Origin of the sequence: Pseudomonas sp., from assembly GCF_030690725.1 — a bacterium.
Lineage (GTDB): Bacteria > Pseudomonadota > Gammaproteobacteria > Pseudomonadales > Pseudomonadaceae > Aquipseudomonas.
Window position 1 is genome coordinate 1 of the sequence record NZ_JAUYGD010000014.1, and the last position, 19,503, is coordinate 19,503.

Annotated in this window: 20 protein-coding genes; 3 read left to right on the forward strand and 17 right to left on the reverse strand. The window is 61.6% G+C overall.

All coding sequences use genetic code 11. The annotated features are described in order from the left end of the window. From Q8O69_RS03130 to rpsU, 3 genes are all read right to left on the reverse strand, one after another. Positions 1 to 1,292, reverse strand: a 1,292-nt coding sequence (locus tag Q8O69_RS03130; RefSeq protein ID WP_305589480.1) for a sigma-70 family RNA polymerase sigma factor, incomplete at its 3' end; no start/stop codon positions are given. 67 nt (positions 1,293 to 1,359) lie between these two features. Beyond that, complete coding sequence (dnaG, locus tag Q8O69_RS03135; RefSeq protein ID WP_305589482.1) at positions 1,360 to 3,336, reverse strand: DNA primase; 1,977 nt, start codon at positions 3,334 to 3,336, stop codon at positions 1,360 to 1,362. A gap of 164 nt (positions 3,337 to 3,500) precedes the next feature. Beyond that, positions 3,501 to 3,716 (reverse strand): 30S ribosomal protein S21, encoded by a 216-nt coding sequence (gene rpsU, locus Q8O69_RS03140; protein WP_003296736.1) that lies wholly within the window; start codon positions 3,714 to 3,716, stop codon positions 3,501 to 3,503. 204 nt (positions 3,717 to 3,920) lie between these two features. Between rpsU and tsaD the strand changes: the two genes are divergently transcribed. After that, the gene (tsaD, locus tag Q8O69_RS03145; protein ID WP_305589484.1) at positions 3,921 to 4,946 is read left to right on the forward strand and encodes a tRNA (adenosine(37)-N6)-threonylcarbamoyltransferase complex transferase subunit TsaD; all 1,026 of its coding nucleotides are present in this window, start codon (positions 3,921 to 3,923) and stop codon (positions 4,944 to 4,946) included. Between the two features lie 35 nt (positions 4,947 to 4,981). Here the strand turns inward: tsaD and plsY are convergent, their stop codons facing one another. Further along, on the reverse strand, positions 4,982 to 5,551 hold the full coding sequence (plsY, locus tag Q8O69_RS03150; protein WP_304867584.1) for a glycerol-3-phosphate 1-O-acyltransferase PlsY: 570 nt from the start codon (positions 5,549 to 5,551) through the stop codon (positions 4,982 to 4,984). A 74-nt stretch (positions 5,552 to 5,625) separates the two neighbouring features. On the opposite strand from plsY, the gene folB reads away from it, so the two are divergent. Together folB and folK are read left to right on the forward strand one after the other, a co-directional pair. Continuing rightward, the gene (gene folB / locus Q8O69_RS03155; RefSeq protein WP_090256062.1) at positions 5,626 to 5,982 is read left to right on the forward strand and encodes a dihydroneopterin aldolase; all 357 of its coding nucleotides are present in this window, start codon (positions 5,626 to 5,628) and stop codon (positions 5,980 to 5,982) included. Further along, complete coding sequence (gene folK, locus Q8O69_RS03160) at positions 5,973 to 6,512, forward strand: 2-amino-4-hydroxy-6-hydroxymethyldihydropteridine diphosphokinase (protein ID WP_275962384.1); 540 nt, start codon at positions 5,973 to 5,975, stop codon at positions 6,510 to 6,512. Before folB ends, folK begins: the two co-directional genes overlap by 10 nt. Here the strand turns inward: folK and Q8O69_RS03165 are convergent, their stop codons facing one another. The 13 genes from Q8O69_RS03165 to pdxA all read right to left on the reverse strand — a co-directional run bounded on the left by Q8O69_RS03165 (position 6,513) and on the right by pdxA (position 19,491). After that, complete coding sequence (locus tag Q8O69_RS03165) at positions 6,513 to 6,989, reverse strand: OmpA family protein (RefSeq protein ID WP_371136037.1); 477 nt, start codon at positions 6,987 to 6,989, stop codon at positions 6,513 to 6,515. Between the two features lie 26 nt (positions 6,990 to 7,015). Then, positions 7,016 to 8,275 carry a diguanylate cyclase domain-containing protein gene (locus Q8O69_RS03170; protein WP_305589487.1) on the reverse strand — a complete coding sequence of 420 codons (1,260 nt, stop codon included), beginning with the start codon at positions 8,273 to 8,275 and terminating at the stop codon, positions 7,016 to 7,018. Further along, positions 8,272 to 8,814: a YfiR family protein gene (locus Q8O69_RS03175; RefSeq protein ID WP_371136038.1), complete on the reverse strand. Its 543-nt coding sequence runs from the start codon at positions 8,812 to 8,814 to the stop codon at positions 8,272 to 8,274. Before Q8O69_RS03175 ends, Q8O69_RS03170 begins: the two co-directional genes overlap by 4 nt. Positions 8,815 to 9,016: 202 nt before the next feature. Beyond that, positions 9,017 to 10,249: a multifunctional CCA addition/repair protein gene (locus Q8O69_RS03180; RefSeq protein WP_305589489.1), complete on the reverse strand. Its 1,233-nt coding sequence runs from the start codon at positions 10,247 to 10,249 to the stop codon at positions 9,017 to 9,019. Between the two features lie 51 nt (positions 10,250 to 10,300). Then, complete coding sequence (locus Q8O69_RS03185; protein ID WP_305589491.1) at positions 10,301 to 10,813, reverse strand: hypothetical protein; 513 nt, start codon at positions 10,811 to 10,813, stop codon at positions 10,301 to 10,303. 62 nt (positions 10,814 to 10,875) lie between these two features. Then, on the reverse strand, positions 10,876 to 12,444 hold the full coding sequence (locus tag Q8O69_RS03190) for a SpoVR family protein (protein WP_305589493.1): 1,569 nt from the start codon (positions 12,442 to 12,444) through the stop codon (positions 10,876 to 10,878). After that, a complete protein-coding gene (locus tag Q8O69_RS03195) occupies positions 12,441 to 13,712 on the reverse strand; it encodes a YeaH/YhbH family protein (protein ID WP_305589495.1) in 1,272 nt (423 codons plus the stop codon). The genes Q8O69_RS03190 and Q8O69_RS03195 overlap by 4 nt, the downstream gene beginning before the upstream one ends. A gap of 99 nt (positions 13,713 to 13,811) precedes the next feature. After that, positions 13,812 to 15,734, reverse strand: coding sequence for a PrkA family serine protein kinase (locus tag Q8O69_RS03200; protein ID WP_305589497.1), 1,923 nt, complete (start codon positions 15,732 to 15,734; stop codon positions 13,812 to 13,814). 274 nt (positions 15,735 to 16,008) lie between these two features. Further along, positions 16,009 to 16,338 carry a thiosulfate sulfurtransferase GlpE gene (glpE, locus tag Q8O69_RS03205; protein ID WP_305589499.1) on the reverse strand — a complete coding sequence of 110 codons (330 nt, stop codon included), beginning with the start codon at positions 16,336 to 16,338 and terminating at the stop codon, positions 16,009 to 16,011. After that, positions 16,335 to 17,156: a symmetrical bis(5'-nucleosyl)-tetraphosphatase gene (locus tag Q8O69_RS03210; RefSeq protein WP_305589500.1), complete on the reverse strand. Its 822-nt coding sequence runs from the start codon at positions 17,154 to 17,156 to the stop codon at positions 16,335 to 16,337. The genes glpE and Q8O69_RS03210 overlap by 4 nt, the downstream gene beginning before the upstream one ends. Continuing rightward, complete coding sequence (apaG, locus tag Q8O69_RS03215) at positions 17,156 to 17,536, reverse strand: Co2+/Mg2+ efflux protein ApaG (protein WP_305589502.1); 381 nt, start codon at positions 17,534 to 17,536, stop codon at positions 17,156 to 17,158. The genes Q8O69_RS03210 and apaG overlap by 1 nt, the downstream gene beginning before the upstream one ends. Before the next feature lie 41 nt (positions 17,537 to 17,577). After that, positions 17,578 to 18,381 (reverse strand): 16S rRNA (adenine(1518)-N(6)/adenine(1519)-N(6))-dimethyltransferase RsmA, encoded by an 804-nt coding sequence (gene rsmA / locus Q8O69_RS03220; RefSeq protein WP_305589504.1) that lies wholly within the window; start codon positions 18,379 to 18,381, stop codon positions 17,578 to 17,580. Between the two features lie 108 nt (positions 18,382 to 18,489). Then, positions 18,490 to 19,491, reverse strand: a complete 1,002-nt coding sequence (gene pdxA, locus Q8O69_RS03225; RefSeq protein WP_305589506.1) for a 4-hydroxythreonine-4-phosphate dehydrogenase PdxA — start codon at positions 19,489 to 19,491, stop codon at positions 18,490 to 18,492. Positions 19,492 to 19,503: the final 12 nt, after the last annotated feature.

Here is a 19,503-nt window from a genome sequence, read left to right on the forward strand (position 1 = left end):
TAGGTCGAGAACTTGTAACCGCGACGGTATTCGAACTTGTCCACTGCCTTCATCAGGCCGATGTTGCCTTCCTGGATCAGGTCGAGGAACTGCAGGCCGCGGTTGGTGTACTTCTTGGCAATCGAGATCACCAGACGCAAGTTCGCTTCAACCATCTCTTTCTTCGCGCGACGGGCCTTGGCCTCGCCGATCGACATGCGACGGTTGATGTCCTTGATTTCAGCCAGAGTCAGCTCGCATTCGGCTTCCAGGGCAGACAGCTTTTGCTGGCAGCGTTGGATGTCGCCTTGCAGGTTGCCGATGGCTTCGGCGTACTTGGCTTTGCCTTTGGCCAGGCCAGCGGACCACTCGACGTCGATTTCATTGCCTGGGAACAGGCGCAGGAAGTCGGCGCGCGGCATGCGGGCATCACGTACGCAGAGTTGCATGATGGCGCGTTCCTGGGCGCGCAGGCGCTCCAGGGAGCTGCGCACACGCACAACCAGTGCATCGTACTGTTTAGGCACGAGCTTGATCGGCATAAACAGCTCGGCCATTTCTTTCAGCGCGGCAATGCCTTGCTTACTGTTGCGGCCGTGCTTTTTCAGGGCTTTCTTGGCGAGTTCCAGGGCGTCGCCAATCGCGGTGAAGCGGCGCAAGGCCTCTTCTGGGTCCGGACCGCCGTCGCCTTCTTCTTCCTCGTCATCGCTGGATTCAGCTTCGTCGTCGTCAGTTTCTTCGGCAGCATCGCCGTCTTTAACTGGGACAGGCGCAGCTGCTTCAGCGGGAACGATGCCGTCATCCGGATCGATATAACCGCTGAGGACTTCAACCAGGCGACCACCATCGGTGGTAACACGGGTGTACTCGGCCAGAATGCTGTCGACAGTGCCGGGGAAATGAGCGATAGCGCCCATCACTTCACGGATACCTTCCTCGATGCGTTTGGCGATTTCGATCTCGCCTTCGCGGGTCAGCAATTCCACGGTGCCCATTTCACGCATATACATGCGCACTGGGTCCGTCGTGCGGCCGATATCGGTCTCCACCGCTGCCAGCGCTGCAGCGGCTTCTTCAGCGGCTGCCTCGTCGGTATCGGCGTCGGCCAACATAAGGGCGTCCGCATCCGGAGCACTCTCGTGTACGGGGATCCCCATGTCGTTGATCATGCGGATGATGTCTTCCACCTGCTCCGGATCAGAAATATCTTCCGGTAGGTGGTCGTTGACCTCTGCGTAAGTCAGATACTTCTGCTCACGACCCAGGGTGATCAACTCTTTGATACGAGACTGCTGTTGCGCTTTTCCGGACATAACACCCTATCCACTGAAGGTCTTGGCGGGCAAAAAACAAGCCGCGGATTATACCCGAGTAACACCCCTAAGCGCCAGTTGGACTCGGGATTACCGGTGATGCATTACGGCTCAGCAAGCTGCGCAGCTGATCTTTCTCTTCTGCGCTCAACTCACTTTGACGGGCTTTGCGCAGCAAATGTTCCAGGCTGCGCTCGCGTTGGCGGGCTACTAGACTAGTTATAGTGTCGAAAAACTGTTGTTCAAGGTTGTCGGCTGAAATCAGCCATTCCTTTTCGGCCAGGGCGCGCAATAGGCGGCCCTGTTCGGTGCCATGCCAGCGTGCGATCAGTTGCAGTGAGCGCAGGTTGGGGCTTTTTTGCAGGGCGCCAAGCAGGGCGACCAGCAGCTGGGCGTAGGTATCGTCTTCGGCGGCGAAATGGCTGACATCTTCGACCTTCTGCGCCAATTGTGGGTGGTGCAGCAAGGTGCGCAGCGCGCTCAGGTGCGGCGATTCGACGCTGACTGCGGTGCGTGGTGCGCGCGGGGCGAACTCGCCCTGGCCCTTCTTGCTCCACTTGCCGCCGTCTTTCTTCCAGTTGCCCTTGCCTTTGTTGCGTTCAAACTCTGGCGCGGGGCTGGGATTTTCGTATTCGTTGCGGCTCGGCTCGACATCGTAATAGGCGCTGTCGGGAATCTCGGGGTAATCCGGGTAGTCGCTGGGCGGTGCGCTGCTCTGGCTCGGTTGGCTGCTGCGCGATGCGGGAGCCATCTGCTGCAGGGCTTCGCCGGAAAGGCCGGTGATTTCGCTCAGGCGTTGACGCATCAGGGCGCGCAGGTTGTTGCCAGGGATCTTGTCGATCAGCGGCGCGGCCAGGGTCATCAGGTGCGCTTTGCCTTCCAGGGAGCGCGGGTCGGCTTCTTCACTCAGTTGCTGGAAGAAGTAGTCGGCCAGCGGTTGGGCGTGCTGGTTGATGCGCGCGCGGAAGGCGTCGGTGCCCTCGCTGCGTACCAGGGTGTCCGGATCTTCGCCATCGGGCAGAAATAGAAAGCGTGCGCGGCGGCCGTCCTGCAGGCTCGATAGAGTCGCTTCGAGTGCGCGCCAGGCGGCGTTACGCCCGGCGGCGTCGCCATCGAAGCAGAACAGTACGCTGGGCACGACGCGGAACAGGCGTTTGAGATGTTCTTCGCTGGTGGCGGTGCCGAGTGTGGCGACGGCGTTGCGCAGGCCTTGCTGGGCCAGGGCAATCACGTCCATATAGCCTTCAACCACCATGATCTCGTCGAGGTCGCGGTTGTGCTTGCGCGCTTCGAACAGCCCGTAAAGCTCCTGGCCTTTGTGGAATACCGGGGTTTCCGGGGAGTTCAGGTACTTCGGCTTTTCGTCTCCCAGTACTCGGCCGCCGAAGGCGATCACCCGGCCGCGGCTGTCGCGGATGGGGAACATGATGCGGTCGCGGAAGCGGTCGTAACGCTTGCCGCTTTCGGCGTTCTCCACCAGCAGGCCTGCGTCGATCATCGCCTTTTGTTGCAGGCTGTCGCTGGCCAGGTGCTTGAGCAGGTTGTCCCAACCGGGCGGGGCGAAGCCCATGCCGAAGTCGCGGGCGATCTCGCCGGACAGGCCGCGACCCTTGAGGTAGTCAATCGCGGCTTTGCGTTGCGGGTGGCTTTTCAGCGCCTGTTTGTAGAACTCGGCGGCAGCGGTCAGTAGTGGATAAAGCGGCGAATCCGTAGGCTGGCGCGGCTTGTTGCTGCGTCCACCTTCCTCGCGCGGCACTTCCATGCCGGCGCGCTTGGCCAGGTCCTCGATTGCCTGGGGAAAATCCAGTTGGTCGTGGTCCATGACAAAACCCAGGGCGTTGCCGCCGGCGCCGCAGCCAAAGCAGTAGTAGAACTGTTTGTCCGGGCTGACGCTGAACGAGGGGGTTTTTTCTTTGTGGAAGGGGCAGCAGGCGGTGTAGTTCTTGCCGGCCTTTTTCAGTTGGATGCGCGAGGCGACCACGTCGACGATATCGGTGCGGTTGAGCAGGTCATCGATAAAAGACTGTGGGATCAGGCCGGCCATAGGCGCTCAGAATACTGTCATGCGCTGGGGCAGAACAGGGTGGGGCAAAAACTAAAAGACTCCGATCGTCACCCGAAGGTGGCGCGGAGTCTAAAAGCGAAACCCGGCCGAGGCCGGGTGTCAGGCGTTGCTTGTAGCTAATCGTGCAGGCGAAGCTGCGGTGATTAGTACAGGCGAACGCTGCGGCGCTGCTCGCGCTGCACTTTCTTGGCGTGACGCTTAACAGCGGCTGCTGCTTTGCGCTTACGCTCGGAAGTTGGCTTTTCGTAGAATTCACGGCTGCGAACTTCAGCCAGAACACCGGCTTTTTCGCAGGAGCGCTTGAAACGACGCAGAGCTACGTCGAAGGGTTCGTTCTCTTTAACTTTGACGGCTGGCATCCAGGGCTTACCTTCTTTATTACCGGGGGTAACGTTACTCCTGGCAGATGGCGCTGGAGAACGTAGGTTTTTAAGGGTTGCGGATGTTACCGCCTCATCGCGAGGAATGCAAAGCCTCTGATCGAAAAGCGCTGGCCGGCTCGCGCCAGCGGCCATTATCATGCGCGCCTTCGAAGTTGCACACACTACTACAAGGCACTGCCCATGCTGGTTCTGGGATTGGAAACCTCCTGCGACGAAACCGGTGTCGCGCTCTACGACAGCGAGCGCGGCCTGCTGGCCGACGCGCTGTTTAGCCAGATCGATCTGCACCGTGTGTATGGCGGTGTGGTGCCGGAGCTGGCCTCGCGCGATCACGTCAAACGCATGCTGCCGCTGATCCGCCAGGTGTTGAGTGAGGCCGACTGCGTGGCGACTGACATCGACGCCATCGCCTATACGGCCGGCCCTGGCCTGGTCGGCGCGCTGCTGGTGGGGGCGTCCTGCGCGCAGGCGCTGGCGTTTGCCTGGGACATTCCGGCGCTGGGTGTTCACCATATGGAAGGCCACTTGCTGGCGCCGATGTTGGAAGAACAACCACCGGCTTTTCCGTTCGTCGCTTTGTTGGTGTCGGGCGGGCATACCCAGCTGGTTCGTGTCGATGGCATCGGTCAGTACCAGCTGCTCGGCGAGTCCCTGGACGATGCAGCGGGCGAGGCGTTCGACAAGACTGCCAAGCTGATGGGCCTGCAATACCCCGGTGGCCCCGAGATTGCTCGTCTGGCGCTGAGCGGCACGCTTGGGCGCTTCAAGTTCCCTCGGCCAATGACTGATCGCCCGGGGCTGGAGTTCAGCTTCAGCGGCCTGAAGACCTTTACCTTGAACACTTGGCAGCAGTGTCAGGCGGCTGGCGACAAATCTGAGCAGACCCGTTGTGACATCGCCCTGGCGTTCCAGCAGGCGGTGGTCGATACCCTGACCATCAAATGCAAGCGTGCACTCAAGCAGACCGGGTTGAACAATCTGGTTATCGCCGGTGGGGTGAGTGCTAACCAGGCGCTGCGGCAGTCGCTGGAGAAAATGCTCGGCGAGCTGAAGGGCGAGGTGTTCTACGCCCGTCCGGCGTTTTGCACCGACAACGGCGCGATGATCGCCTATGCCGGCTGCCAGCGCTTGCTGGCAGGCCAGCATGAGGATTTGAGCATCAAGGTGCAGGCGCGCTGGCCGATGGAGCAACTGCCGGCGCTGTAAGCGTGTGCGTGATGGGCCGGATTCACTGGGTGGATTTAGAAATGCCGCTCACGGCCGGCGAACAGATCGCGTAAATTGCCGCGATGGCGCCAGACGATCAGCCCGGTCAGTACGCAAACGGGAAGCAGCGCGTCGGGCTGTTGCCAGGCCAGCAGTGGCAGGGTCAGCGGCGTGGCAATCAGTGCGGCCAGCGAGCTGGTACGGGTCAGGACAAAGGTCAGCAGCCAGGCGGCAACGGCCAGCAAGGCGGCGGGCGGGTACAGGCCCAGAAGCATGCCAGCGGCCGTGGCGACACCCTTGCCGCCACGGAAGTTGAAGTACAGCGGATACAGGTGGCCGACAACGGCTGCCAGGCCGACCCAGGCTTGTTGCTGCAGGCTGAAGTCGAGCAGGCTGGCGATCAGTACCGGCAGCAGGCCTTTGAGCAGGTCGCCGATCAGCGTGAGGATGGCCAGGCGTTTGCCGGCGACGCGGAACATGTTGGTGGCACCGGGATTGCCCGAGCCACTGGCGCGCGGGTCCGGTCCGCCGCTTAGGCGGCTGAGCAGAATGGCGAAGGACAACGAGCCGAGCAGGTAGGCGAGGGTCGCCAACAGCCAAAACATGGTATCCATTCCGGGGCAAGGGAGCCCTGATTCTAACTAGGTGCGGCAGCCTTGTCGTGCCACGGAGAGCGTGCTTGGACACAGTTTTTATCGAGGGTCTGGAAGTCGATACGGTGATCGGCGCCTACGACTGGGAGCGTACCATTCGCCAGTGTTTGCGTCTGGACCTGTACCTGGGCTGGGATAACCGTCCCGCTGCCGCCGGTGATGAGCTGGACAAGGCGCTGGATTACGCCAAGGTCTCGCAGCGGATTCAGGCGTTTGCCAGCGAGTCGCAGTTTATCCTGGTGGAAACCTTCGCCGAGCGGCTGGTCGAGTTGCTCATGGCTGAGTTTCAGATTCCCTGGGTACGGCTCAAGCTGACCAAGCCCGGTGCGGTGCCGGCGGCCAGTGGTGGAGTGGGCGTGGAGATCGAGCGCGGATGTCGCTAACTCCCGTTCTACTTGGCCTGGGCAGCAATATCGGCCGCGAAGCGCACCTGTGCGCCGGCCTTGATGCGCTCGCTGGTCTGCTCAGTGAGATGCGCTGCTCGCCGGTGTTTGAAAGCCAGGCAGTGGGTATCAAGAGCGGGCCGTTCTTCAATCTGGTGGTGGCCGGCTACAGCGAGCTGCCGCTGGGTGAACTGGACCGTCGGCTGAAATTTATCGAAGCCGATAACGGCCGCTACGCGCCTGAACGCAAAGGCCTGCCGCTGGATATCGACGTGCTGCTGTACGGCGATCTGGTCGGCAACTTCGACGGTCTGATTCTGCCGCGGGCGGAAATTCTCAAGAACGCCTTTGTGCTCTGGCCGCTGGCCTTGCTGGCGCCGGATGTTCTGCATCCGGCGCAGCAGCGTAGTTTTGCCGAGCTGTGGCAGGCGGCGCAGATTGATCAGCAACTGTGGCCGGTGGCATTCAGCTGGCGCGAGCAGCAGCTGACGCCGGCTGCGCTGTGCGCCGAGTATCCCGCCAAACCCTGATCAGGGCGTGCTGACGATAATCGCCACGCGGCGGTTCTCGCTGCGCCCTTCGGCGGTGTTGTTGTCGGCAATCGGTTTGCTCTGGCCCATGCCCTGCGTCGCAATCAGCTGCGCATCCATCCCCGCACCTTGCATCACAGCCGCCACCGTCTGGGCGCGGCGCAGCGACAGTTGTTGGTTATAAGCCGGCTGGCCGACATTGTCGGTGTGGCCTTCCAGACGCACCTGCTGAATACCGACGCCCAGCAGTGCCTGGGTGATTTGCGTCAGTTGCACGGTGCTGGCGCTGGAGACGACTTCCGAGTCGGTGTCGAACAGCACTTTGCCAGAGAGGCCGAGTTCCCAGCCGTCTTCGGTCCACTGGAAACCATGGCTCTTGAGCAAGGCCACCTGCTCGGCACTGAGGCCTTTGGGTGTGCTCTGGCAGCCGCTGATGAACAGTGCCGCGCCGAGCACGCCGATAAAGATCAATCGCATTAAGCTGCGCACAATGAAGCTCCTTTTCAGTTGGTAAGTGAATCCTGGCCTTTGGCCATGGTTCGCCCGCCCTGGCTGCGTTTGGCGTGGTACATGGCAACGTCCGCCTCGTGCACCAGGGCTTCGGGGTTGTCGGCGTGCTCCGGGTAGAGGGCGATGCCGATACTCAGGGAGGTGGTGATGCTGCCGCCTTCGGGCAGGGCGATGGGTTCGTGCATGCTGTCGATGATCTTGTCGGCGATCAGCACTGCATCGTCTTCGTGGTGGATGGGTTTGAGCAGCACGGCAAACTCGTCGCCGCCCAGGCGCGCCACGGTGTCGCCTTCACGCAATTGGGTGCGCAGGCGCTGGGCAATGGCGATCAGCACCGCATCGCCGGCGGCGTGGCCGAGCTGATCGTTGATTTCCTTGAAGCGGTTACTGTCGAGAAACAGCACGGCCATTTGCGTCTGGCTGTCGCGGGCCTCGCGCATGCTGCCGAGCAAGCGCGATTCGAAGAAGGCGCGGTTGGGCAGCCCGGTCAGGGCATCGTGGCTGGCCTGGTGCGCCAGCGAGGCGTTCTCGCGTTCCAGCTGATGCTGCCAGGCCTCCAGTTGATCGAGCAGGGCGTTGAAGTCTTCGGCCAGCTCGTTGAGGTCGGCGATATGTGTGGCTGGCACGCGCTGGTTGAAGGTGCGCTCCACGGAAATGTTGTGCGCCACCTGCGACAGGTTACGCAGCGGCTGGGTGATTGCCCGCTGTATGCGCTTGGAGCCATAGGTGGCGCCCAGTGCGCTGAGCGCCAGGCTGGCCAGCAGGCCAAGCAGGCCGCCGATCAGGAAACGCAGCAGGGTGGTGCCTTGGCCGCTGAGGTGCAGGGCGCCGATCTGTTGGCCCTGATAGGTGATGGGTTGAATCACCACGTCCGGCAGCAGCAGGCGGGCGATTGATTGCTCGGCGCTGTTGAGTACGGTGTTATTGGCTGCGTCCAGGCTGGCGAGCAGCGCGCCGTCTTTATCGAAGACGGCCACCTGGGCGATTTCTTCGGTCTTGCAGATCTGCTCCAGGGCGTCGCGTACCGCTGCGCGGTCGTTGAACACCACGGCGGCTTCCAGGGTATAGGCCAGGGAGCGGGCGATCAGTTGCAGGTTGTGGCTGGCGTAGGTGCTAAGCGCGAGCAGGCTGACCAGGGTTAGCGACAGGCTGGTCAGGCCCATGGCCAGCAGCGCGACCCGCAGGTGGGCGTTATGCAGCAGGCGGCGCAGGCTCGGGCGCCGCTGGCTGACTTCGGGCTTTCTGCGGTTCATGGTTGCGGTCCTGCGCGCTTGCCCAGCTGCAGCACGTTCGGGTGAATGCGGATGCCACTGCGCGCAACGGCATCGAGGTTGACCTTGAACCCCACATGCTCATCGCTGATGCCCAGGCAGAACAGGCTGCCTTCGCTGCAGGCCTGGTTGGTTTCGCTGATGGTCAGGATGGGTTTGCCGACCAGGCGGCTGAACAGGGCAATCCGCTGGCTGTCCTCGATAACCCCGAGATAGACGGCTTCGCAGTCGGTTTCCAGCAATGGGCTATCAACCAGCAGGCGCTTGGCCTGTACTGGCTGACGGGATTCCAGCTCGTGGTTCTGCCACAGCAAGTCGGCGTACTCGGTTGGCGCAATCACGCACAGGCGCAGGGTTTCGGGCTGCTGCGGCCAGCGCGCATAGCTGAGGATGCCGTGTACCACATGGGCGACCTGAGTGGCGCGCAGGGCGGCGCTGTCGGCGTCGGCTGGTTCGGCATGGGCCAATGCCGGCAACAATGCCAGTAGGGTGCAGCAGAGGACTTTTCGATTGGCGCGCATAAACACTGGACGATTCAGGTGCAAGGTAGAGGTCTCCGGCGTGGCCTGTTCGGCGCTGAGGCCACGCGCGTTGGCGCGTGGCGAGGCAGGCTCTTTTAAGTAAAGCTCATGCGCTTAGATTTTGGCGTCAAAATTTATGCGGTAGATGGCTGGAGGCCTAGTGCTGCAAGGCCTGCAGCCTATCAGTGTGCTGCGCGTAACGCTACGCTCGAGGGTGGTTCTGGCGAAATTTCTGGAGCGCCTGCAGGCGTTCTTCCTGCAATGCGCTGCCCAGTTCGGCCCCTTGCAGGCCGCGTGCGAGCAGTGGTTGCACAGCCACTGCTCGGGCGGCGTGCATGGCCGCGCGCAGGTAGTCGGCTTGCGGGTATTCGCGTTGCTCCAGGCCGAGGCGGCCGCGGGCGTCCATTTCACAGGCGGCGATAAACTCTTCAAAGCGCTGCGGACGGCGAAACACGTCGAAGCTTTGCAGCAGCTTGAGCAGGGTTGAGGCTTTCAGCTCTAGGGCGCGATGGCCGTGGGTGTGGAATTCGCCGACCTGCAGGGCCAGTTCCTGACAATCCTTGGGCGCCTTGCAGCGCTGGTTGATCGCGCGGATCAGCTTCAGCCCGGTGTGCTCGTGGGCGATATGCCTTGGCCACTCGGCTTCGGGCGTCAGGCCTTTGCCGACATCGTGCAGCAGGCAGGCCCAGCGTACGGTCAGTGGTTGCTGGTGTTCGGCGCACTGGCGCAGCACGCTGAGTACATGCTCGCCGGTGTCGATTTCTGGGTGATGGGCGGCGGGTTGCGGTACGCCGAACAGTGTATCGACCTCGGGCAGCAGCTCGCGCAGCGCGCCGCAGTCGCGCAGCACCTGGATAAATACATCCGGGCGCGGCTCCATCAAGGCGCGGGAAATTTCCTTCCAGCTGCGCTCCGGCGTCAGCGCGCTTAGCTCGCCGGATTCGCTCAGTTCGCGCATCAGTGCCATGGTTTCAGGCGCTACGCTGAAGCCCAGTGGCGCGTAACGGGCGGCAAAGCGCGCCACGCGCAATACGCGCAGCGGGTCTTCGGCGAAGGCGGGGGAAACGTGGCGCAGCAGCTTGGCATCGAGGTCACGCTGACCGCCATAGGGATCGATCAGCTTGCCCTGATCGTCCTCGGCCATCGCGTTGACGGTCAGGTCGCGGCGGATCAGGTCCTCTTCCAGGGTGACTTCCGGGCTGGCGAAGAAGGTAAAGCCGCCGTAGCCGCGTCCGCTCTTGCGCTCGGTGCGGGCCAGGGCGTATTCCTCACCGCTTCGCGGGTGCAGAAATACCGGAAAGTCGGCACCCACCGGGCGGTAGCCCAGCTCAAGCATCTGCTCGGCGCTGGCGCCGACCACTACCCAGTCGATCTCGCTAACCTCGCGGCCTAACAGGCGATCACGCACTGCGCCGCCTACTTTGTAAATCTGCATGACTAATCCTCCGTTGTGCAGAGCATAACGGCTGGATAGTCAGGCTGTCTGTTAAGGGGTGGCTTTGGGGATCTGCTGCAATAGCGCTTGCGTGGCGCGCTCCAGTAGTTCGGCGCTGTCTTTGGCGGGGCTTAGGCCGGTGCTGATCAGGCCTTCCCAGAGGATTTGCTGTTCCGGTGTGGTCAGGCGGATGCGCAGGGTGCCGGTTTCATCGCGCAGGCGGTGGATCGCCTGGTAAGGGCCGAGCGGGGCTGGTGGGGCGGCGTCGACCTTGAAGTCCAGCGGGCTGTCCTGCACCGCCAGCCAGTAATACACCTGAATCTCTGCCTGCGGGTTGGCCTGGTAACCGCGTGTGCTCAGGCCTTCGCGCAGCAATTGTTCAAGCTGTGTATAGCGCTCGGCAAATGGCACGTCGCCTGCTACGGCCTGTTCGGCAGCAATCAGGCTGAAGTTGCGCTTGCCCGTCAGTTCGGCGCTGGCGGGGGTTAGCACCTGGGCGCGCGGCAGCTGGTTGCTGCAGGTGGCCAGTGCCAGGCACAGCAGTAATACGATAAACAGGCGCATCGGCAGATTCCCGGTTGGTCTGCTGCGCATGCTGGTGCTTGGCATCGTGGGCGCGCAACCGATCAAATGGGCGGGATCATCAGGTCGAGGCGCGGGTAGTCGCTGTCATGTTCGGCTTCATGCTTGGGCGGCACGTGCTGGGTGCCGATCAGCTGTTCGCCCTGGTACAGCTCCAGGTGGATATTGAACCCCCACAGGCGGTGCAGGTGTTTCAGCACCTCCTCGGTGGAGCTGCCCAGCGGTTTGCGGTCGTGCTGCTGGTGGCGCAGGGTCAGCGAGCGGTCGCCACGGCGGTCGATGCTCCAAATCTGCACATTAGGTTCGCGGTTGCCCAGGTTGTATTGCGCGGCCAGGGTTTCCCTAATCTGCTGGTAGCCGGGTTCGTCGTGGATCGCCGGGACGTAGAGTTCGTCTTTCTGGTCGTCATCGAGAATGCTGAACAGCTTGAGGTCGCGGATCACTTTGGGTGACAGGTACTGCAGGATAAAGCTCTCGTCCTTGAAGCTGTTCATGGCGAATTTTAGGGTCGTGAGCCAGTCGCTGCCGGCAATGTCGGGGAACCAGCGGCGATCTTCCTCAGTAGGCGCTTCGCAGATGCGGCGAATATCGCGATACATGGCAAAGCCCAGCGCATAGGGGTTGATGCCGCTGTAATAGGGGCTGTCGAATGGCGGCTGATAGACCACGCTGGTGTGCGACTGCAGGAACTCCATCATAAAACCTTCGGTCACCAGGCCTTCGTCGTACAGATCGTTCATCAGGGTGTAGTGCCAGAAGGTGGCCCAGCCTTCGTTCATCACCTGCGTTTGACGTTGTGGGTAGAAGTACTGGGCAATCTTGCGCACGATGCGAATGATCTCGCGCTGCCAGGGCTCGAGCAGCGGGGCGTGTTTTTCCAGGAAATACAGGATGTTTTCCTGCGGCTCGGCGGGGAAGCGCTTGTTGTCCTTGTCGCCGCCCTTGCTGGTGTTTTTCGGGATGGTGCGCCAGAGGTCGTTGATCTGCTTTTGCAGGTGCTCTTCGCGGTCTTTCATGCGTCGCCGTTCTTCCTCGGCGGAAATCGGGTAAGGGCGCTTGTAGCGGTCGACGCCGTAGTTCATCAGGGCGTGGCAGGAGTCGAGCAGGTCCTCCACCGCGTCGATGCCGTGGCGCTCTTCGCACTGCATGATGTACTGCTTGGCAAACACCAGGTAATCGATGATCGAGCTGGCGTCGGTCCAGGTGCGGAACAGGTAGTTGCCCTTGAAGAAGCTGTTATGGCCGTAGCAGGCATGGGCGATCACCAGGGCCTGCATGCAGATGGTGTTTTCTTCCATCAGGTAGGCGATGCAGGGGTCGGAGTTGATCACGATTTCGTAGGCCAGGCCCATCTGCCCGCGCTTGTAGCCCTTCTCGGTGCTGAGAAAGTGCTTGCCGTAGGACCAGTGGTGGTAACCCAGCGGCATACCGACGGAGGCGTAGGCGTCCATCATCTGTTCGGCGGTGATCACCTCGATCTGGTTGGGGTAGGTGTCCAGCGCATAACGTTCGGCGAGGCGGCCGATTTCGCGGTCGTACTGACGGATCAGCTCGAAGGTCCATTCCGAGCCGGTGGAGATCGGCTGGCGGCGCTTGTCTTTGCTGTTGCTCATGTGGCTAGCCTCCGCTGGAACAGGTCGCGGAATACCGGGTAGATGTCGCCGGCCGATACCAGCTGCTGCTGGGCGAAGGTGTCGGCGAAGGCATCGCTGACCTGCTCGTATTCGAACCACAGCGCTTGGTGTTCGCGCGGGGTGATCTCGACGTAGGTGAAGTACTGCACGAACGGCATGATCTGCTTGATCAATATATCCCTGCAGATCGGCGAGTCATCATTCCAGTTGTCGCCATCCGACGCCTGGGCGGCGTAGATATTCCATTCATTGATCGGGTAACGCTCGGCCATGATCTCCTGCATCAGCTTGAGCGCGCTGGAAACGATGGTGCCGCCGGTCTCTCGCGAGTAGAAGAACTCTTCTTCGTCGACCTCGCGGGCGCTGGTGTGGTGGCGGATAAACACCACCTCGATCTTGTCGTAGTTCCGTTTGAGGAACAGGTACAAGAGGATAAAGAAGCGCTTGGCGATGTCCTTGGTCGACTGGGTCATGGAGCCGGAGACGTCCATCAGGCAGAACATCACCGCCTTGGAGCTGGGGTTGGGCTGTTTGACCAGCAGGTTGTACTTGAGGTCGAAGGTGTCGAGGAAGGGAATGCGCTTGATCCGCGCGCGCAGCTTGCTGACTTCCTCTTCAAGCGTCTGGATATCGCCGAGGTTGTCCGGTTGCTCCAGCTTCAGGCGTTCCAGTTCGGCCTGGGCGCTCTTGAGTTTGTTGCGGCTGCTGCCTGAGAGCGCAATACGCCGGGCATGGGCCGAGCGCAGGGTGCGGACGATATTGATGCGCGACGGGTTGCCTTCATTGCTGATACCGGCGCGCACGCTTTTGAAGGTGTCGCTGCCGGTCAGGTGGCGTTTGATCAAATTGGGCAGTTCGAGGTCCTCGAACATAAAGTCGAGGAATTCTTCCTGGGTGATCTGGAAGACGAACTCGTCCATGCCTTCGCCGGAGTTGCTCGCCTTGCCGGCACCTTGGCCGCTGCCACCGCCTTGCGGGCGGGCAATCTTCTCGCCGCTGGTGAATTCACGGTTGCCGGGATGGACGGTGGTCTGGCGGCCGCCACGGCCGTGGTGCAGCACCGGCTCGTCGATGTCGCGGCCAGGGATGCTGATCTGTTCGCCGTGCTCCATGTCGGTGATGGAGCGGCGGCTGACCGCCTCTTCTACGGCCTTCTTGATGTGGTCGCGGTAGCGCCGCAGAAAGCGCTGGCGGTTTACCGTGCTCTTGTTCTTGCCGTTCAGGCGTCGGTCGATCACATGGCTCATAACTGCCCTCCGTGCGCTGCAGACATCAGGCGCAGCCAGCACAGGGCGGCGTTGGTCGCGCGCCCTGTTGCCGCTGGCAGCCTGTTGCGTCAGGCCGCGTTATTGCGATTTACGAACCCGCAGATACCACTCGGACAGCAGGCGCACCTGCTTGTCGGTGTAGCCGCGCTCGACCATGCGAGTGACGAAGTCGTTGTGTTTCTGTTGATCCTCCTTGCTCGCTTTGGCGTTGAAGCTGATGACCGGCAGCAGGTCTTCGGTGTTGGAGAACATCTTCTTCTCGATCACCACGCGCAGTTTTTCGTAGCTGAGCCAGGTCGGATTCTTGCCATTGTTGTTGGCGCGGGCGCGCAGCACGAAGTTGACGATCTCGTTGCGGAAATCCTTCGGGTTGCTGATGCCGGCCGGTTTTTCGATCTTCTCCAGCTCCTCGTTGAGGGCTACGCGATTGAGGATCTCGCCGGTTTCCGGGTCGCGGTCTTCCTGATCCTGAATCCAGAAATCGGCGTACAGCACGTAGCGGTCGAAGATGTTCTGCCCGTACTCGCTGTAGGACTCCAGGTAGGCGGTCTGGATTTCCTTGCCGATAAACTCGATATAGCGCGGCGCCAGGTATTCCTTGATAAAGCGCAGATAGCGCTCGCGCACCTCGGCGGGGAACTGTTCCTGCTCGATCTGCTGCTCCAGCACATACAGCAGGTGCACCGGGTTGGCGGCGATCTCGTGGGGGTCGAAGTTGAACACTTTGGAGAGGATCTTGAAGGCGAAGCGGGTCGACAGGCCGTTCATGCCTTCATCCACGCCGGCGGTGTCGCGGTACTCCTGAATCGACTTGGCCTTGGGGTCGGTGTCCTTGAGGTTTTCGCCGTCGTACACGCGCATCTTCGAGTACACGTTGGAGTTTTCCGGTTCTTTCAGGCGGCTGAGCGTGGAGAACTGCGCGAGCATCTTCAGCGTGTCCGGCGCGCAATGAGCTTTGGCCAGGGAGCTGTTGAACAGCAGTTTGTCGTAGATCTTGATCTCGTCGGTCACGCGCAGGCAGTACGGCACCTTGACGATATAGATACGGTCGATGAAGGCCTCGTTGTTCTTGTTGTTGCGGAAGCTATGCCATTCCGACTCGTTGGAGTGGGCCAGCAGGATGCCGCTGTAGGGGATCGCGCCGAGGCCTTCGGTGCTGTTGTAGTTACCTTCCTGGGTGGCGGTCAGTAGTGGATGTAGCACCTTGATCGGCGCCTTGAACATCTCGACGAATTCCATCAGGCCCTGGTTGGCCCGGCACAGTGCGCCCGAGTAGCTGTAGGCGTCGGCGTCGTTTTGCGGGTACTCCTCGAGCTTGCGGATGTCTACCTTGCCGACGAGGGCGGAGATGTCCTGATTGTTCTCATCGCCCGGCTCGGTCTTGGCCACGGCAATCTGGTTAAGGATCGAAGGATAGAGTTTGACCACGCGGAACTGGCTGATATCGCCACCGAACTCCTGCAGTCGCTTGGTGGCCCAGGGCGACATGATGCTGTTGAGGTAGCGCCGCGGAATGCCGTAATCCTCTTCGAGGATGGCGCCGTCTTCGGCGTCGCTGAACAGCCCTAGCGGTGACTCGAATACGGGTGAGCCCTTGATCGCGTAGAACGGCACTTTCTCGATCAGGTGCTTGAGCTTTTCCGCCAGCGACGATTTACCGCCGCCCACCGGGCCGAGGAGGTAGAGAATCTGTTTCTTCTCTTCCAGGCCCTGCGCCGCATGGCGGAAGTAGGAAACAATCTGGTCGATGCACTCTTCCATGCCATGGAAGTCGGCAAAGGCCGGGTAGCGGCGTATCACTTTGTTGGAAAAAATCCGCGACAGCCGTGGGTCGGTCGAGGTGTCGAGCAGTTCCGGCTCGCCAATCGCCAGCAACAGGCGCTCGGCTGCCGAGGCGTAGGCGCTGCGATCCTGTTTGCACAGTTCGAGGTACTCCTGGAGGGAGAATTCCTCCTGGCGAGTCGCTTCGAAACGTTGTTGGAAGTGGCTGAAAATGCTCATGACTTCACCTCGCTCGATGCGCAGAGCCGGTGCGGGGTCGGTCAGGTGCTTGGCAGCTCCGGTGCGGATGCAGCCGGGATAAAACCCCCGAACACCTAAAAGTCATACCGATGGCCCGATGCCGTTTGGCCGGCTCTACCTTGTTTTGGATGGCCTGAGCTAAAGGATAGTTCGGAATCGGCGGGGTCAAGGGGCGCGGAACGATAACAGGATATTACCGTTGGTCGGGAGGGCCCGGCAGGCCGCTGCTGGTGCGGCCTGGGCGGTGAAAAAATTATTCTTCGGTGGCTTGTGCGGTGTCGTCGGGGAAGGTCGCACGCCACAGCTCAAAACCGCCATCGAGGCTGTAGACATCGCTGAAGCCCTGGCCGACCAGATAAGCCGCCGCGCTCTGGCTGGAGTTGCCGTGATAGCAGGCGACAATCAGCGGTGCATCGAGATCGGCTTGGGTGATAAAGGCGTGCAGCGAGTGGTTGTCGAGGTGCTGCGAGCCGCTGATATGGCCGGCGGCGAAGCTCTGCGGGTCGCGGATATCGACCACCACGGCGCCTTGCTGGCGTAGGGCCTGAGCCTGCTCAGGGGGGATACGTTTGAATTCGCTCATGCTTGCTCCTTACAGTCGCAGCTGTATTTCTCGCCGCTATCGATATTCATCAGGGTCATGCTTGCGCCCCATACGCAGCCGGTATCCAGAGCCACCACGTCGGGTTCCTGGGATTGTCCTTCGAGCGCTGCCCAGTGGCCGAAAATGATCCGTTGGCCACGGGTCTTGCGCTGTTTGTAACTGAACCAGGGGGCGTAGCCCGGTGGTGCACTGCCGACGCCTTCCTTGCTTTTCAGGTCGAGGGTGCCATCGGCTTTGCAGAAGCGCATGCGGGTGAAGTAGTTGGTGATCACCCGCAAGCGGGTGACGCCGTGCAGGTCGCCGTGCCACTTGGCCGGCTCGTTGCCATACATGCCGTCGAGAAACAGTGGCATGAGTGCGTCGTCACGCAGGGCTGCTTCCACTTCGGCGGCGCGTCTGAGCGCTTTGTCCATGTTCCACTGCGGCGGGATGCCGGCGTGCACCAGGGCGGTATCGCGGGCTTCGTCGTAATGCAGGAGCTTTTGCCGGCGCAGCCAGTCGAGCAGGTCCGCAGCATCCGGTGCGTCGATAATCTCGCGCAGGGTGTCGCCTTTTTTCAGTCGCTCGATATTGTGCGCCACGGCCAGCAGGTGAAGGTCGTGATTGCCCAGCACGCAGGTCAGTGCATCACGGATGTTGTAGAGAAAGCGCAGCGTCGCCAGGGATTCGGGGCCGCGGTTGACCAGGTCACCCACCAGCCACAGTTTGTCCTGCGCCGGATCAAAGGCCACGCGCTCAAGCAGGCATTGCAGGGGTTTCAGGCAACCTTGCAGGTCGCCGACTGCGTAGGTGGCCATTAGTGTAACGAGCCCGGCACCGCGAGACGGAAGGGTGCGATCACCGCGTCAAAGCGTTTACCGTCGTCGGCGAGCATCTGATAGCTGCCTTGCATGATGCCGACGCGGGTGGTCATCACCGTGCCGCTGCTGTAGGTGTGGCTGGCGCCGGCCTCGATCAGCGGCTGCTGGCCGATCACACCGGCACCGCGCACTTCCTGCACGCGACCATCGCCATCGGTAATCACCCAATGCCGCGAGAGCAGTTTGGCCGGCAACTCGCCGTTGTTGCTCACCGTGACGGTATAGGCGAAGGCAAAGCGGTTCTGCTCCGGCTGCGATTGCTCCGGCAGGTAGCGGGTGACGACGCTGACGTCGATGTTGTAGCGCGAATCGCTCATGCGTAATTAACTCAGTGGGCAGATACCCAGTCTAGCCGCTGTCAGTCGGCGTTGGGTTGCTCGGCCAGTTTGTCCGCCAGGCGTACAAACGCAGCCAGGTCCAGTTGTTCAGGGCGCAGGCTGCCGTCGACGCCGGCGGCTTCAATTGCCGCTGCGGGCAGTAAGTTCTTCAAGGTATTGCGCAAGGTCTTGCGCCGTTGGTTGAAGGCTTCGCGCACCACGCGTTCGAGCAGGTGGTGGTCCTTGGCCGGGTGCGGCAGCACCTCGTGCGGCACCAGGCGGACGATGGCCGAGTCGACTTTCGGCGGCGGGTTGAATGCGCCAGGGCCGACGTTGAATAGATGCTCCACGCGGCAGTGGTACTGCACCATGATCGACAGGCGGCCCCAGTCGCCACCGCCAGGCTCGGCTGCCAGCCGCTCGACCACTTCTTTCTGCAGCATAAAGTGCATGTCGCGAATCAACGCGGCATTGCTCAGCAGGTGGAAGATCAACGGGGTTGAGATGTTGTACGGCAGGTTGCCGACCACACGCAGGCTGTGCGGCGCGGCCTGCAGTTGGTTGAAATCGAACTTGAGGGCATCGCCCTGGTTCAGGCGAAAGCGCGGGTTGTTGCCGAACTGGTGTTGCAGGATCGGCACCAGATCGCGGTCGAGTTCAATCACATCGAGCTGTGCGCCGCTGTTCAGCAGGCCTTCGGTCAGCGCTCCCTGGCCTGGGCCGATTTCCAGCATGTGCTCGCCTTCGCGGGCGTGGATGGCGCGCAGGATACGATGGATCACCCCAGCGTCATGCAGGAAGTTCTGGCCGAAACGCTTGCGCGCGCGGTGTTGGTAGTCGGACATGCAGCAGCTCCAGGCTTCAAGGCATCGGCTTGAAGCGAATGTAACGCGAGTAGAAAGCCCGGCAGTTTAACAGCATTGACGACGTACGCCCCGTGCCGGGCGTGGCAGTCAGGCGCTTTTCACCTGGCTGGCAGCCATTTCATACGCCGTTTGCAAAGCCACCTGCAGGCTGCCGCTGTCGATCTTGCCGCTACCGGCCAGGTCCAGTGCGGTGCCGTGGTCGACCGAGGTGCGGATGATGGGCAGGCCCAGGGTGATGTTCACCGCTGCGCCAAAGCCTTTGTATTTGAGTACCGGCAAGCCCTGGTCGTGGTACATGGCCAGCACCGCATCGCAATGCTCAAGGTGCTTGGGGGTGAACAGGGTGTCGGCTGGTAGCGGGCCGATCAGCTCGATACCTTCGCTGCGCAGCTGCTGCAGGGTGGGCTCGATTACTTCGATTTCTTCCCGGCCCAGGTGGCCGCCTTCGCCGGCATGCGGGTTGAGGCCGCAGACCAGAATGCGCGGCCGGGCGATGCCGAATTTCGTGCGCAGGTCATGGTCGAGAATACGCGTGACACGGCTGAGTCGCTCAGTGGTGATGGCTTCGGCTACATCCTTGAGTGGCAGGTGGGTGGTCACCAGCGCCACGCGTAGGCCGTGGGTGGCGAGCATCATCACCACCTGCGCGGTATGCGTCAGCTCGGCGAGAAACTCCGTATGCCCGGAGAAGGCAATCCCGCTTTCGTTGATCACGCCCTTGTGCACGGGGGCGGTAATCATCCCCGCGAAGTGGCCGTCGAGGCAGCCCTGGCCGGCGCGGGTCAGGGTTTCTAGCACATAGGGTGCGTTGCTTGGGTTCAGCTGACCGGGTGTTACGGGGGCGGGCAGTGGGGTATCCCAGACATACAGGCTGCCGGCCGGTGCGGCCTGCTGTGGCCAGGCTGCGGGGCTGACGCTGATCAGCTGGATGTTCAGGCCTAGCAGTTTCGCGCGGTCGGCCAGCAGCTGCTGACTGGCTATCGCGATGATCGGGTGTGGCTGTACTTCGCGCGCCAGCAGCAGGCACAGGTCAGGGCCTATGCCTGCAGGCTCGCCGGGAGTCAGTGCGAAAAGGCGTGGCGTGGTCATTGATGGGCTCTC